This window comes from Trichocoleus desertorum ATA4-8-CV12 (assembly GCA_019358975.1).
In the GTDB taxonomy this organism is placed as follows: Bacteria; Cyanobacteriota; Cyanobacteriia; order FACHB-46; family FACHB-46; genus Trichocoleus; species Trichocoleus desertorum_A.
Genome location: JAHHIL010000080.1, coordinates 1 through 14,463, shown reverse-complemented (window position 1 = coordinate 14,463; position 14,463 = coordinate 1). Strand labels below are relative to the sequence as shown.

Sequence of the window (14,463 nt, the reverse complement as noted above, 5' to 3'; positions counted from 1 at the left end):
ACGTTGCTTTAATCGTGTCATTGAACATCGTTGGAGGGTTTCCTTCACTAGCAAGCTTGAGCAAGGGAGGGAACTCCCGGCTCCATTCTTGCTAGAGTGACTGGTATCTTATTTATTTGCAAGCCCCGTAAGGAGTGGAAACTGGAGTTGATTCGGCGGTTGTATGAAGCGGGCTACAGTCGTCGAGATGTGCTGCATCTGTTCAAGTTTATTGATTGGGTTATGATCTTACCAGAAGGGTTGAAGCAAGCGTTTTGGTTAGAGTTGAAGGCATACGAGGAGGAACGCCAGGTGCCTTACATCACGAGTGTCGAAGAAATTGGCTTTGAGCGAGGCATTCAACAAGGACGGCAGGAAGGACGGCAGGAGGAGCGTCGATCGCTGATTCTTCTCCTACTGGAGCAACGAGTTGGGCAATTACCGGATGGTGTTTGCGATCGCATTGCTCAGTTAAGCTTGGCTCAGCTCGAAGCCCTGGCGATCGCCCTGCTTAGTTTCTCAACCCTGGCTGAGTTAGAGGCTTGGCTAGAAATTCACGAGCCGCTAGCTTAATGCGATCGCTTGGTCAATGATGAGTTGCCGACAAAACTGCGGAAATAGCTCGTACCCAATCAGCAGGGGAATCATCTCTGCCGCTGTAATCACGCGATCGCCAATCTGCACCAATCCACTCATAGTGCTAATTCTTACGGGGGTAAGGAAAGAACAGGGGACGCTATTTCAAGCCCCGCTTCAGATTTCCCTACCGACAGAGAGAAGTCTATAGAATTTCACTGGTGTTTTGAGAGCGAGTCAGAATCAGTTCAGTACAACTACCGTTGATTTAAGGAGCGACCTGAATGGGTTAAGGGGCTTGGAGGCGATCGCCTTTGTCAAAGTCAACGCCAGAGCGGCTAGTAGTTTGAGGTGTTCCGTATCCTCAACCCAACCTACTGAGGGCGATTGCACTGGTGTTGTTGAGTTTTGTGACTTCATCCCAACCTATGGGAGATCAGCGATCGCACTTGGACAATGAATCAACAATCTGCAAGGCTAACTCATGAGATAACGTTCCCTCAATTACTGGATTAGCAAGCCGAAAAATTATGTTTTCTATCAATGTTTCGCATTCCTCGACGTAATCAATGTCTTCTCGTCCCTCTAATAGATTCGCCCAAAGTTCGATATCCTTCTCATTCAAATCATCTGATAAATACCTGGAAAGGATATTGCAAATATGTGCTTTAGTGACTTGAAATGGAATGCCTGAATAATCCCAGGGTAACAGCGATAGCTCTTTTTGAACAGAGCTTAAGTCTCTAGAGAAATTGACTAATTCATTAAGTAAGCTAAGACGGTAGTTCATTGCAACATCTCATTATGGGGTTAACTCGCCTCCATTAATCTTGTCCTTCACGTGAATAATATTTCCTTGTGGGTCATAGGTTGTTTTGGTGTACTGTACAGTTTTACCATTTACATCAATTTGTTTTTCATAGACAGCCTTAGAACCAGGTACACGTCCTGGAGATGTAGCTTGGACAGCAACTCCTTCATTAGGCAATTGTCGAATCTCTATATTATCTTTTGAGTTTGATGGAGCTTTTTTTATGAATCTATCGATATTAGTTTGCTGACTAGGATTAGGAGTAGGACAGTTCGTATTATTATGAACCAGGATGCCAAGGTCAGAGACAAAGTAGGTAGGAATACCCTCAACCCGGAAGTTGTAGACCTTGAACTCACCATCTCGCTTCTCAATCTTATCGACATCTACTACACGTCCGTCTTCAGTTTGTAGTAGATCGCCAACCTGTATGTCTTTGGGTTCAACCCAGCCTTTATCGACGACCCAAATGGGATGTTCTTCGGTGGCAGAAATGATTTCACCATCAACATAGATGTCGATCAGCGTGGTCGCTTGGCGTTCATAGGCAACCAAGACTTGACGTTTTTCGATTTCTCCTAGTGTGGTTGGATCATCAACAATCACCCAATCGCCCGCTTGGATGTCCTCAATGCTCTAGATGACCTTAAAATGTTGCATTAGGCAATGTCTAATTCACCTACAATATTAACTTGATTTGCTGTTGTGATAATTGATTAGTTGATAAAAAACTTGTCGATGAGAGTTTCTAACATTCTTCCCTCTACGGTTGGAGAGTAACTTTCGTCAAAACCTACGATTTGCAGTTGTTCACTAAATAGATCACGAATTTCATCTGCATCTTCTTCTGAGATACTAACTACATATGAAGTGTCTTCATATGTAGCGCTAGATATAATGGAAGTATAATTCGTGGGAAGAAAACCGCTTTCAAGGCAGTATCGCTTTTCCTCTTCAGTCAAAGTAATCTTCATTTACCCTCCAATTGTCTCATCAATTTTTCTGCTTTTCTTGTCGAAGTGGGGTTTACAGATAAAATCTTGCCAGTGCGATCGCCCTCAGTAGGTTGGGTTTCCTCCGTCAACCCAACATCCCTCTATCCACGATTCATCATTCATATCTCATGGTATCTTTGGGCAAAATGGTATCTTCCGCTCCCCAATCAACCTCATAGATTCCTCTGTTTACATACCCATGAAAACTTGAATACTGCCAATCCTTGGGGTGTTTTACAAGCTGATGATGCACCGGATTGTAATGAATGTAATCTATATGGTGCTTCAAATCCGGCTCATCTCGAATTTGATGCTCCCAGAAGCGACGCTGCCATACCGCTTGTTCCTTTTTATCGAGCCGAGAGTCATTTCGCTGCCGTTTGTACCGCTCAGGACAAGCGCGAGTAAACGTGGTTTTGATCAATCGCCAGCGAGTGGAAAAATCAGCATCACCGGGCGGGAGAGACCAAACACAATGCAGATGGTCTGGAAGAACGACAATGGCCTCAATGGTAAACGGGTGAGTGGCTTTAACGGTGCGAAAAGCCTGCCGTAATGAATCAATTGTTTCAGGCACATGAAACACTCTCTGCCGTTGATAGGTGACAACGGTAAAGAAGTAGGTGGCTCCTGGTGTGGTGGCACGACGATAGTGCATCTGATTGCCCAATTCAGCTATCACTAGTATGGGCATTATAGATGAGTCAGCTAACCGTTTGAGCTGTTGGGTTTTGTGACCTCAACCCAACCTACTGAAGGCGATCGCTCTTGGAGCATTGGGTTTCTGATCAACAGTTGAAGTGTTGGGTTTCGTGACCTCAACCCAACCTACGAGGCGAGCGATCGCACTACACAAGATCAGCGGTCTCGCTAGATTAATGCCCAACTGATGCATCTCTAAGCTTCTTGTATTTTAATGCGTGTTTAGCCAAAGCCGTATCAGTATCATTGATAGCAGTATTGATTAGTTCCATTGGACAGTCTGACCGCTTGATAAGATCAAATCTCATAGCTCGACCCATAGAATAATCTGGATCATTTCTACCTAACTCATAGATTGCAAAAAAAGAATCCCTAGAAATGTAGCTATTATTCTTTAGAAAGTTTCTGAAAGCGCCCCACCGATAATGCTCAGTATTTTGATCTTCTCCTGTCAAATACTCCTGCCGAATCAATTCAAAATAATCAGCAGTTATTACTCCTGCATCAATCCATTGTGAAGTAAATTGAAGTTTCAAGAAAACTGGATCATCAATCATCTTTTCATTCTTACTCAAAAGTTTTTAGGTGTACAACGCAATTACGGCCAATTAGTCTGGGATATCTTGATACTTTAACCATTTAACAACTTTCTCCAAATCATGCTTAATTTTTGACCAATTTTCATTGTTTTGAAGTTGGAGCAGGATCGCCTGGCATGGGTTCTCCATTTATTCTAATCCTTGTTTCCTTTCCACCTCCTGTAACATGTACATGAGCAGGTGCATGATCATTGCTTCTATAGTTATGAACTATCTTGATCTCTCCTTGCCTAGCAACTTCCTTATCTGGCAAAGTAGGCTCAGTAAATTTTCCACTCTGCTTACGACTTGGAACATCTCCTGGACAATTCGTATTGTTATGAACCAGAATTTCAAGGTCTGAGACGAAGTAGGTAGGTATTCCTTCTACTCTGAAGTTGTAAACCTTGAAGTCGCTCTCGCGTTTTTCAATTTTATCGACATCTACGACTCGACCATCTTTAGTTTGCAGTAGATCGCCTACCTGCAAGTCTTTGGGTTCCACCCAGCCTTTATCGACGACCCAAATAGGATGTTCTTCAGTAGCGGAAATAATTTCACCATCAACATAGATGTCGATCAGCGTGGTCGCTTGGCGTTCATAGGCAACCAAGACTTGACGTTTTTCGATTTCTCCTGGTGTGGTTGGATCATCAACAATCACCCAATCGCCCGCCTGGATATCTTCAATGTTTTTGATGCCTTCAGTGGTTAGGATTTCAGTTCCAGCCGTAAAGCAGCCGCCACTACCTTCAAGTAGCGACTTACTACCGCCAGTGGCAGGTGGATCACCCGCCCTGACCTGGGTGGTTTCCAGATTTTTCAGCTCGACATCTGGACTCTTTACTGCCCTTGCGCCAGCGATAACCTTAGACACCCCTTTGAGGGCAAACGGCACATAGCCCAGCAGATTTAGATTGTCTTCTACCTGCCAACCATCCTGCGCTGCATAGTAAGTATTCTGCGTAGTTCTCGCTAACCCATACAAATCAGATGCTGTATCTGCGGCAAGTCCTACAATTCCTGCCCACTTCAATGAACCAATTGTGGAAGTTGCCCAAGTTGCAAACCGAGTTCCTGCCAAAATGGATGCACTGATACCTGCAATTTGCCCCACATTAGATAAAATGCCATCCTTCGGTTCAACGGGCTATCCTGTCCATGCCTCATAGGTTTCCGTAATCATGCCGCCTGATACCCCAGAGGCAAACCCTGACGCAAAATCCCCAAACATTTTTGAGACATTGCGGCCTTGGATGGCACCTCCAAGGATGTAACCTGTGCCAAATCCCACACTGCTGGCGAGGGTGAGTTGAGCCATAATTGTAATGACAGCACCCACTTCAGCCCAACTCATGTACCCTGACGGGTCAGTATAGCGAACCGGATTCGCATGAGCATACTGATAGTTGTGCAGACTCATCGGATCAGCCATTGACCCAGCAAACGGATCTGCCGATACAAATCGACCCAGGCTAGCGTCGTAGTACCGTGCCCGCAGATAATCCAATCCAGTACTGCTGTCGCGCTGCTCACCTGCAAACTGGAAGGCATTACCAAAGGTGCCCTGATGCTCTAACAGCACCCCAAAAGCATCATAAGTATAGCGATCGGTGACTAATCCCACCACATCGGTCAAGGCTCGTGTTGAACCTAACCCGTCTGTATGATGGAACACCTCTCGGTTGTCTCGACGCGATCGCACAGCAATGGAAGATTCCGGTTTATCAGTTTCTCCCCAGTGCCCCTGACCCTCAACCTGCTGTTGCTTCCAAACGACAACACGACGAGTCCCTAAAGCGTGAATTCACCGTCCTTAGCCACATTCCCGCTTCTTAGTTTTGTCAGTCAAGCAACACTTTAACCTCATCCACACATACATCCCATTCTGAAATCTTATAGTCCTCCTCATTCATAGTTTCTCTACTACGAATGAATTTATATGGATTTATTTCAGAGAAAGGCTTATCGAGATCTTCCAAAAAGAGAATTTGATGCTCCCAGAAGCGACGCTGCCATACGGCTTCTTTTTATCGAGCTGAGAGTGATTTCGCTACCGTTTATATCGATCAGGACAAGCGCGAGTAAACGTGGTTTTGATCAATCGCCATCGGGTGGAAAAATCAGCATCACCGGGAGGGAGAAACCAAACACAATGCAGATGGTTTAAAAGAACGACAATGGCTTTGATGGTAAACGGGTGAGTGGCTTTAACGATGCGAAAAGCCTGCCGTAACGACTCGAGTATTTCAGGAACATGAAACACTTTCTGCCCTTGATAGGTGACAACGGTAAAGAAATAGGTAGCTCCTGGCGTAGTGCCACGACGTATGAGGAATGCTTAAACGTTGAGAAATGTGTCGGGCCAGAGTTGTTTTGCCAGACCCCGTAGTCCCAACCACCGCAATACGCTCCATGCAGCCTCTAGTTCTATAACAATACGACTCTAATCTCTACAAAACTTTGAGAATCAATTCCCTGCATCCTCGAAAACCAAGCTGAGAAAGCGATCGCCCTGGATAAAACTTGTGGGGATTTAGCAACGCTCTGCAATTCCGTCACTTTTGATACAACTGCTAAGGTTAGCAACTGGCTATATATAGTCTGGGTCATTCACCATCTTTGGAAAAGTCTTTCTAGGGAAGTTAAAAAAACTGAAAACTGTTACAGCTTCTAGGGTTCCGACCTATCCATTGGGATAAGTGCCTGGTCCGAGAGAGGCGGATCTATTGACTTTTATAAAGTTTGATAGGTTACACGGCGGGACAAAAGCCCGGGAGAGTTTCTGCAACAGCAGTTGCTTTTCTCCTGGGCTTTTTTGTTCTATTTCCTACAGTTGAGTTTGCATATGGCAACTATCGTTATTGGAAAACCTAAAGAACTTGTAGAGGATAATTCTGCCTCAGTTCCTCGGATCAGCACCGTAACCCTTCCCGCTTCAGGAGCTTTTTGCAATGCTCAGTACTGACTCAAGATCTCGCAAAATGCCAGAGCGCACTGCTCAGATACACCAAACCCACCCATCCTTTTCCCCTACAGGGACAAAACTCGAAGTTCACAACGTCTGCAAGTCATACGGCCTCAAAGGCAAGCCCTTAATGGTGCTGGATGATGTCAACTTACAGATTCACTCTAGAGAATTTGTCTGTTTGGTCGGTTCCTCCGGTTGTGGCAAGTCTACGTTACTCAACATCGTGGCTGGGCTGGCTGCCCCTTCTTCCGGCGCGGTTTTTGTCGATGGCCAATTGGTAACAGGACGGCCTGGTTCCGATCGCGGCATGGTCTTTCAGGGATACACCCTTTATCCTTGGCTGACTGTGGCGCAGAATGTGGCGTTTGGACTGCAACTCCGCAAAATGTCGAAAGCTGAACAGCGCGATCGCGTGGGTTATTTCCTCAATGTGGTGGGGTTGTCAAAGTTTGCCAACAGCTATCCTAAGCAGTTATCGGGTGGGATGAAGCAGCGGGTGGCGATCGCGCGGGCTTTAGCCAATGAGCCAGCCGTGTTGCTGATGGATGAACCGTTTGGCGCTCTTGATGCTCAGACGAAAGAACAGATGCAGCAGTTCTTACTAGAGCTTTGGGACCAAACCCATGTCACGGTGATGATGATTACTCATGACATCGAAGAAGCCATTTACCTGTCGCAACGGGTTTATGTCATGAGTGCCCATCCAGGTCAAATCAAAGCAGAGATTACGATTCAACTGCCAGAACATCGAGAATTGGATATTAAACTTTCTCCCACCTTTGTCGATATTAAGCGACAAATTATTCATACTCTGCGTCACGACGTTGCCACAGTTGCTCTTTAGTTAATTAAACTCAATCAGACTCCATGCGTAAGTTCCCTTCTTTGATTCGGTTGCTGGGTTTAGCGTTCTTGTCTTTAGTCCTCAGCATTGCCTGCTCTCAGCAACCCAATACCAATGCGCCCCAATCTCAAGCGTTGGTTTCTGCTACCAATAATTGGGTAGGTTATTCTGGTCATCATGTCGCGGTAGGAAAGGATCTTTTCTCCCAAGCAGGACTAAAAGTTCAAGATCTGTTTTTCCAGAGTGCTACAGAAGAGATGACCGCGTTCCTAGCAGGAAAAGTAGATATCGGTTGGTTTACCTCTGGGGATGCCATTCAAATGGCGGCTAAAGATCCTTCGATCAAAATGATCTACTTGGTGGACTACTCCAATGGCTCGGATGGCATTATTGGCCGTGGGATCAAGTCTCCTCAAGATGTCAAAGGCAAAACGATCGCCCGCGAAAATATTTTGTTTGAGAAAGTGCTTCTCCGAGCTTACCTGGAAAGAGGAGGACTGACTGAGGCAGATGCGACCGTCAAAGACCTAGCGGCGGCTGATGCTGCGACGGCCTTTGCTGCCAAACAAGTAGATGTTGCCGTTTCCTATGAACCTTACCTGAGCAAAGCCGCGCAGCAAGGGGGAGGAGAAGTTATTTTCTCTACCAAGGATACTAACCTAATTGCAGATGTGATTGCGGTACATGACACATTGCTACAAACCCGTCAGACAGATTTGCAAGCTTATCTCAAAGCAGTCGATCAAGCGGTGAAGTTGCTGAACGCAGGTGATGTCGAGTCTCTCAAGCTAGCGGGTAGAAGGCTGGGGGTGAGCGCTGAGGAGATCAAAACGCAATTGGAAGGCGTGAAACTATTTGATTTAGAGGGCAATAAATCCGTCGGCTTTAATCCTAGTAATGCCAACAGCTTGATTGGCAATTTGGAGATGACTGCCAAAGCTGCTTACGACTTTAAGTTTGTGCCCCAAGCTCTCAAGGTCGAGTCTATATATGATGCTTCCATCGTGAAGGCAGCCTAATTATCCATTGCTCATCTGTTCGCTATCATCATGTGCAACAAACCCGTCTGTGAGCATTGGTTTTCTACCCAGCGGCTGAGAGACGACCTGTATCTGATTACAGAGCCTCACTATTACGCCTACAATCGCGCCAATCTCTGGCTAATCAAAGGCCAAACGCAAGACCTGTTGATTGATACAGGGTTAGGGGTTGCCAGTCTGCGGCAACATATTGCTGCCCTGATTGATAAACCTTTGCTAGCGATCGCCTCTCACATTCATTTTGATCATGCAGGCGGACTGTATGAGTTCGACCAGCGAGCTATTCACGCGGCGGAAGCAGAGGCTTTGCGGCAAGGCGATGACTATGAGGCTCTCTGCTTACCGGAACAGGGCTGGGTGAAACCCGAACACTTTGATTTGCTACCCCACGCTGGGTTTACGGTGGAGCAATACACCCTCCAAGCGGCTGAACCCACTAGGGTTTTGCAAGAAGGAGACGTACTGGATTTGGGCGATCGCGCCTTAGAAGTGTTGCATCTACCCGGACATTCGGCTGGCTGTATTGCTTTGTACGATCCTGCCTCTCAAGAGTTATTCTCTGGCGATGTGATTTACGATGGTGAGTTGTTGGATGAACTGCATTGCAGCCACATTCCCACCTACACAGCCACCTACGAGCGCTTGCAAAAGCTACCTGTAGAAACGGTCTATCCCGGTCACTACGCTATTTTCGGACAGGAACGCTATCACCAAATTATGCAGGACTATTTAGAGCGTCGCCGCCAACCGGGATGTCCGATAGAGTCTCTGGTGAGGAGTGAGAGATGATCCACCCAGATAACCCTACTAACCAGCCTGTGCTTTGGGAAGAACTGACTTGGGAGCAGATTACCCAATTGCGAGAGGGTGGAATCAACATGGTGATCCTCCCGATTGGAGCCACTGAGCAACATGGATTGCATTTGCCCGTCGGCGTAGATACTTTCTCCACGATCGCCGTGGCTCATGGAGTTTCGGCGCAAACAGGCATCCCCGTGTTACCTGCCTTACCCTATGGTTGCTCTTTAGGTCATTCCAAAAAATGGCCTGGAACCATCTCCCTACGGCCTGAAACCTTGGCTAAGTTGATTCTAGAAATTGCCGAGTGGGTTTGTAGCGCCGGATTCCAGCGTTTGCTGCTGCTGAATGGTCACGTCACTAATTGGGCACCGCTGCGTTGTGGTCTAGAGAATGTGCGGCATACCTATCCCGATCTCCGGATTGCGCTGCGATCGCTGTGGGAGATTACCCCCCAGATTCATCAGTTCTATCACCAAGATGCGGCTAATTTTCATGCCAATTGTGCTGAAACTTCGATGATGTTGGCGTTGCGGCCCGATCTGGTACAGATGGATAAGGCCCTAGATGAACCCGATCGCTCGGCTGGTTCCTTCTTCGCCTACACCGTTAACAAAGAGAGTGTTCATGGAGCGGTGGGAACCCCTAGCCAAGCAGATTTTAGTTTCGGCAAACAAATTTTAGAAAGCTGCGTGGCAGAGCTAAGTGCCCAACTGCAACGAGCCATGACGGAAGGAACTCCCCTCGAAGAGATGCCTCCCACCATTCAGTAATGCCCGAATTTGAAGGATAAAGAAGATGACTGAAACCCTAACTCCAGAATCACAAGCGCTCAAGGAATCTCTGCAAGATCAGGGGGTGAAGTATGCCCTAGCCAGTTTTGTCGATATCCACGGCATGTGCAAGGCCAAATCAGTGCCGCTGAGCCACTGGGGACAGATGATGTCAGGATCAGAGCTGTTTACTGGAGCCGCCTTGGATGGTGTACCCCAGGATGTCAGCGATGAAGAAGTGTCAGCCCGTCCCGATCCTAACTCAGCGGCTATCTTGCCCTGGAATTCGGAATTGGTTTGGCTAGCCAGCGACCTATACCTGAAAGGAGAACCTTTTGAAGCTTGCTCTCGCGGCATCCTCAAGCGAGTCTTAGCCGAAGCCGCAGCAATGGGTTTTACCTTCAACTTAGGAATTGAAACCGAATTTTTTCTCCTCAAAGAAGGAGAAGATGGTAAGGTGACTCCGGTGAGCGATCGCGACACGCTAGCCAAACCTTGCTATGACCTACAAGGACTGCTGGATAACTACACCTGGGTGACAGAAATTGTCGAGGCCATGAATAGCCTGGGATGGGATGTCTACTCCTTCGACCATGAAGATGGCAATGGCCAGTTTGAAACCGATTTCGCTTACTGTGATGCCCTAAAAATGGGCGATCGCTTTACCTTCTTTCGGCTCATGGTGAAAGAGATCGCTCGTAAGCATGGCTTTTTTGCCACCTTCATGCCCAAACCCTTTGCCAATCGGACGGGGAGCGGCGCTCACTACAATATGTCCTTGGCAAATATCCAGACAGGAGAAAATCTGTTTTATGAGCCTGACGATACGCGAGGTTGTAAACTCTCCAAGCTGGGCTATCAGTTCATTGCAGGTATCCTCAAACATGCGCCTGCGATCTGTGCCGTCATTGCCCCGACGGTCAATAGCTACAAGCGGTTGGTAGCCAGAGGCAGTATGTCAGGCTTTACTTGGGCTCCTATCTACGTCTGCTACGGCAACAACAACCGCACTAATATGTTGCGGATTCCTTTAGCCGGGGGACGAGTAGAGTGCCGCGCCGCTGATATTGCCAGCAATCCTTATCTCGGTGCCGCCATGCTGTTAGCCGCTGGATTAGAGGGAATTCGGGAAGGCATTGATCCAGGCGACCCCAATACCGAAAACATGTATAACTACTCGTTAGAGCAACTGGAGGAAATGGGGATTCGCTTCCTACCGCGCAATTTAGGAGAGGCGATCGCGGCTTTTGCCAGTGACCCCCTGAGCGAAAAGGTGATGGGACCGTTGATGTACAAATCTTACATTGAGTTCAAGTCCCAGGAATGGGAGGAATATCACACCCATGTTTCCGATTGGGAAATCCAGCGGTACTTAAAGTTCTTCTAGATGCAAGTTTTTCTACATAGCATTTTTAGCCCAAGTCTTAACCCTAGCGGAGGTAATTTCGGTGACTCAATCCAGCCTAACGAATTTGGAACCTACCCGTGAATATCACTATTTGCAGCCCTCGACTTTTTGGAGTATTCGTCAAGGCTTTCCTAAGTCACTGTCTTTACTGCTCATTGCCATCTCCCTAGTCGTTCCGTTATTGCTCTGGACCGTAGTTAGCTCTTTAGAATGGGTGTCGCCAATCTTTTTGCCGTCCCCAGCCCTTGTGTTCCAAGCTGGCCTCAAACTTTTTACTGAAGACAATCTAGCGTTAGATGTCTTAGTCAGCAGTGGTCGTGTCTTGGCTGGTTTTCTGGCCGCAGCAGTCATTGGAGTGCCGATGGGATTGGCAATGGGCACGTTCTACAGCCTAGATAGTTTATTTGCTCCCTTGGTCGGCACTGTGCGTTATATGCCCGTGACTGCCTTTGTGCCACTAATCGTGATTTGGCTCGGCTTAGGAGAACCTTCCAAAATCCTGATCATCATGTTGGGAGTGGTGTTGTACAACGCCATTATGGTGGCAGACGCCGTCAAGTTTATCCCCAATGAGATGATCAATGTCGCCTACACATTGGGCGCAACTCGGCGGAATGTCGTCTTTAGAGTGATTATCCCTGCTGCCTTCCCTAGCGTCCTCGACACTCTCCGCGTCAATATCTCCGGAGCCTGGAACTTCCTAGTCATTGCAGAATTGGTAGCCGCTCAGAATGGTTTGGGCTTCAAAATCATCCAAGCCCAGCGCTTTCTGCAAACCGAAAAAGTATTGTTCTGCATTGCCCTCATCGGGGTGATTGGAGTCGTGATTGACTACGGCTTAAAATCACTTTCACAAAAGCTCACACCTTGGGCTGACCAGATTCGCCATTAATTTGTCCCGCAAGAGCATGAGCCAAATTGTCACTTCAACAGGTATCCAATGACGTTTCAATTCAATCCTCAAACCACAGCGCTGATCTGTATTGATTTCCAAACGGGTGTGTTCACGGGTGAAGGTGGATTGCCCCATGTGGGGACAGCAGAGGTTTTACCAAAAGCTAAGCAGGTATTAGCCGCAGCACGAGCCGCCAAGATGCCCGTAATCCACTTCAAGGAAATCCACCGCAAGGAAATGGTAGACTTTGGCCGAGAACTGGATGGTGCAGAACCGATCCATTGCTTGGAAACCTGGCCCAGCACCGACTATTATTGGGAACTTGCCCCCATTGGGGGAGAATTCGCTATTGGTAAACGCCGTTATAGCTGCTTCTTTGGCACTGACCTAGAAATCCTCCTGCGAGGCTTAAAAGTTGACACCCTAATCTTGATGGGCACGATGACCAATGTCTGTGTCCACTACACCGCCGCTGAAGCGCACCACCGCGACTATCACTTTCATGTGATCGAAGACTGCTGTGCTGGCTCCGATTGGGAGGCTCACTGGGCGGCACTGAAGGCGATGGCATATTTGCAACGCTCAGCCCCCATCAAGCACGATGATTTTATCCAGGCAACCCAATTGGTACCCCAGCCGCGATCGCCTAAGCACAGCTACAGTACAGCTTGAGCCGCAGAGCTGGATAGGGGTCAGGGCAAACGCATGAAACTGCGTTATTGACTTTGAAGCCCTCCTGTTGCGAAAATTCGTAACGATTTGCTCTTATTGAGAATACATGGGGCTACCTATAGTAGGTGTTTGAGGCCATAACGCTATATCTGGTTTCAAAACTTTTCATGCGTTTGCCCTGTGGATAGGGGCGTGGCAACGGTTCCAAAACGGCGATCGCGGCTTTGGTAAGTAAGTAAAGCTTGATGAAAAGCAGCTCGGTCAAAATCGGGCCAAAGGATCTCCGTGAAATACAATTCTGTATAAGCCAACTGCCACAATAGGAAGTTGCTCAGACGCATCTCGCCACTGGTACGAATCAGGAGATCCGGATGAGGCATATCAGCAGTATAAAGATATTGCTCAATCAAGTCTTCTGTCACATTAGCGGCAGTTAGCTTTCCCTGCTGCACTTGCTCAGCCACCTGACGACAAGCCTGTGCAATCTCAGCTCGACTGCCATAATTCATAGCCACATTAAATTGAATGGCTCGGTTGTTAGCGGTCACTCGCGTTGCATGTTGGATTTCTTGCTGCAAAGCTTCCGGGAGAATAGACAAATCTCCAATAAAAACAATCTTTACCCCCTCTCGCTGCATTTCAGCCAATTCCCGACGTAACAATCGCTTAAACAGCAGCATCAGGAAATTTACTTCTTCAGGCGATCGCCGCCAATTCTCAGTCGAGAAAGCATAGGCAGTCAGCGACTCAATCCCCCAGTCTTTGCAGCAACACAATAGCGCTTTGAGAGTTCTAGTACCTTGACGATGCCCCGCAACCCGTGGCCAACCCCGCTGTGTCGCCCAGCGACCGTTCCCATCCATAATCACCGCCACATGGCGAGGCAATCGTTGAGCATCTAAATCAGCAGGGAGAGACGAGAAAAATTTGCTAACCATATCACTTCTAAATTTCAACTAATATCAATCACACACTCTCAACAGGAGATTTCGTCTATCCCCTTTCATCCTACGCTTCGCGAACGGCAAAGCCGAACATCCTTCCTCCCTCATCCTTCCTCCCTCATCCTTCCTCCTTTCCAAACAGCTCCTGCAACTCTACAGCCGTCAAACTCCTGCTCCAACCATAAAGACGGTGCAAAACCCGAGTACAGGTAAAAATAAACGTGGCTCGGTTGCTCCAAGACCAAGATTGCCAAGCCAAAACATTCGTCATGCGATGTAACGTGCCAACCAAACTACTGCGATTTTGGCTGTAAGTCAGTCGTCCTTGCATCGTTCGGAGGAGGGTGAAACCCTGCTTGACTGACAAAAGTCTGAGTGATTGAAACGAAAGGTAGGAGGGAAGAGGAGCTTGGTTTAAGCTGATCAGTTACCACACCCATTAGCAAAACCCATGACTCCTACTTCCCGTCTCTATGA

19 protein-coding genes are annotated in these 14,463 nt (G+C 47.5%); 8 read left to right on the top strand and 11 right to left on the bottom strand.

Annotated features, from left to right (window positions below; genetic code table 11):
• Window positions 1-96: 96 nt before the first annotated feature.
• A complete protein-coding gene (locus KME12_26840; protein ID MBW4491382.1) occupies window positions 97-552 on the top strand; it encodes a DUF4351 domain-containing protein in 456 nt (151 codons plus the stop codon).
• A 439-nt stretch (window positions 553-991) separates the two neighbouring features.
• On the opposite strand, the gene KME12_26835 is transcribed toward KME12_26840, so the two are convergent.
• From KME12_26835 to KME12_26795, 9 genes are all read right to left on the bottom strand, one after another.
• Window positions 992-1,345, bottom strand: a complete 354-nt coding sequence (locus KME12_26835; GenBank protein ID MBW4491381.1) for a hypothetical protein — start codon at window positions 1,343-1,345, stop codon at window positions 992-994.
• A 12-nt stretch (window positions 1,346-1,357) separates the two neighbouring features.
• Window positions 1,358-1,972: an HINT domain-containing protein gene (locus tag KME12_26830; GenBank protein MBW4491380.1), complete on the bottom strand. Its 615-nt coding sequence runs from the start codon at window positions 1,970-1,972 to the stop codon at window positions 1,358-1,360.
• Between the two features lie 110 nt (window positions 1,973-2,082).
• Window positions 2,083-2,340 carry a hypothetical protein gene (locus tag KME12_26825; protein MBW4491379.1) on the bottom strand — a complete coding sequence of 86 codons (258 nt, stop codon included), beginning with the start codon at window positions 2,338-2,340 and terminating at the stop codon, window positions 2,083-2,085.
• Between the two features lie 136 nt (window positions 2,341-2,476).
• Complete coding sequence (locus KME12_26820) at window positions 2,477-3,019, bottom strand: transposase (protein MBW4491378.1); 543 nt, start codon at window positions 3,017-3,019, stop codon at window positions 2,477-2,479.
• A gap of 81 nt (window positions 3,020-3,100) precedes the next feature.
• Window positions 3,101-3,256, bottom strand: coding sequence for a hypothetical protein (locus KME12_26815; GenBank protein MBW4491377.1), 156 nt, complete (start codon window positions 3,254-3,256; stop codon window positions 3,101-3,103).
• Window positions 3,237-3,638, bottom strand: a complete 402-nt coding sequence (locus KME12_26810; protein MBW4491376.1) for a hypothetical protein — start codon at window positions 3,636-3,638, stop codon at window positions 3,237-3,239. The genes KME12_26815 and KME12_26810 overlap by 20 nt, the downstream gene beginning before the upstream one ends.
• A gap of 106 nt (window positions 3,639-3,744) precedes the next feature.
• The gene (locus KME12_26805) at window positions 3,745-4,758 is read right to left on the bottom strand and encodes a hypothetical protein (GenBank protein MBW4491375.1); all 1,014 of its coding nucleotides are present in this window, start codon (window positions 4,756-4,758) and stop codon (window positions 3,745-3,747) included.
• Between the two features lie 33 nt (window positions 4,759-4,791).
• Complete coding sequence (locus tag KME12_26800) at window positions 4,792-5,448, bottom strand: RHS repeat-associated core domain-containing protein (GenBank protein ID MBW4491374.1); 657 nt, start codon at window positions 5,446-5,448, stop codon at window positions 4,792-4,794.
• A gap of 37 nt (window positions 5,449-5,485) precedes the next feature.
• Window positions 5,486-5,623: a hypothetical protein gene (locus tag KME12_26795; GenBank protein ID MBW4491373.1), complete on the bottom strand. Its 138-nt coding sequence runs from the start codon at window positions 5,621-5,623 to the stop codon at window positions 5,486-5,488.
• Window positions 5,624-6,595: 972 nt separating this feature from the next.
• Here KME12_26795 and KME12_26790 point away from each other — a divergent pair.
• From KME12_26790 to KME12_26760, 7 genes are read left to right on the top strand one after another with little or no spacing between them, the layout of a single operon-like run.
• Entirely contained in the window at window positions 6,596-7,456 is an 861-nt protein-coding gene (locus KME12_26790) for an ABC transporter ATP-binding protein (protein ID MBW4491372.1), read from the top strand.
• A 23-nt stretch (window positions 7,457-7,479) separates the two neighbouring features.
• Window positions 7,480-8,475 carry an ABC transporter substrate-binding protein gene (locus KME12_26785; GenBank protein MBW4491371.1) on the top strand — a complete coding sequence of 332 codons (996 nt, stop codon included), beginning with the start codon at window positions 7,480-7,482 and terminating at the stop codon, window positions 8,473-8,475.
• Between the two features lie 30 nt (window positions 8,476-8,505).
• A complete protein-coding gene (locus KME12_26780; protein ID MBW4491370.1) occupies window positions 8,506-9,285 on the top strand; it encodes an MBL fold metallo-hydrolase in 780 nt (259 codons plus the stop codon).
• Window positions 9,282-10,067 carry a creatininase family protein gene (locus KME12_26775; protein ID MBW4491369.1) on the top strand — a complete coding sequence of 262 codons (786 nt, stop codon included), beginning with the start codon at window positions 9,282-9,284 and terminating at the stop codon, window positions 10,065-10,067. The genes KME12_26780 and KME12_26775 overlap by 4 nt, the downstream gene beginning before the upstream one ends.
• Window positions 10,068-10,092: 25 nt before the next feature.
• Window positions 10,093-11,454 (top strand): type III glutamate--ammonia ligase, encoded by a 1,362-nt coding sequence (gene glnT / locus KME12_26770; GenBank protein ID MBW4491368.1) that lies wholly within the window; start codon window positions 10,093-10,095, stop codon window positions 11,452-11,454.
• A 55-nt stretch (window positions 11,455-11,509) separates the two neighbouring features.
• The gene (locus KME12_26765; protein MBW4491367.1) at window positions 11,510-12,367 is read left to right on the top strand and encodes an ABC transporter permease; all 858 of its coding nucleotides are present in this window, start codon (window positions 11,510-11,512) and stop codon (window positions 12,365-12,367) included.
• 48 nt (window positions 12,368-12,415) lie between these two features.
• Window positions 12,416-13,042 carry a cysteine hydrolase gene (locus tag KME12_26760; GenBank protein MBW4491366.1) on the top strand — a complete coding sequence of 209 codons (627 nt, stop codon included), beginning with the start codon at window positions 12,416-12,418 and terminating at the stop codon, window positions 13,040-13,042.
• A 155-nt stretch (window positions 13,043-13,197) separates the two neighbouring features.
• Here the strand turns inward: KME12_26760 and KME12_26755 are convergent, their stop codons facing one another.
• Together KME12_26755 and KME12_26750 are read right to left on the bottom strand one after the other, a co-directional pair.
• Window positions 13,198-13,980, bottom strand: a complete 783-nt coding sequence (locus tag KME12_26755; GenBank protein MBW4491365.1) for an isoprenyl transferase — start codon at window positions 13,978-13,980, stop codon at window positions 13,198-13,200.
• A 124-nt stretch (window positions 13,981-14,104) separates the two neighbouring features.
• Window positions 14,105-14,353 (bottom strand): hypothetical protein, encoded by a 249-nt coding sequence (locus KME12_26750; protein ID MBW4491364.1) that lies wholly within the window; start codon window positions 14,351-14,353, stop codon window positions 14,105-14,107.
• Between the last annotated feature and the right edge of the window lie 110 nt (window positions 14,354-14,463).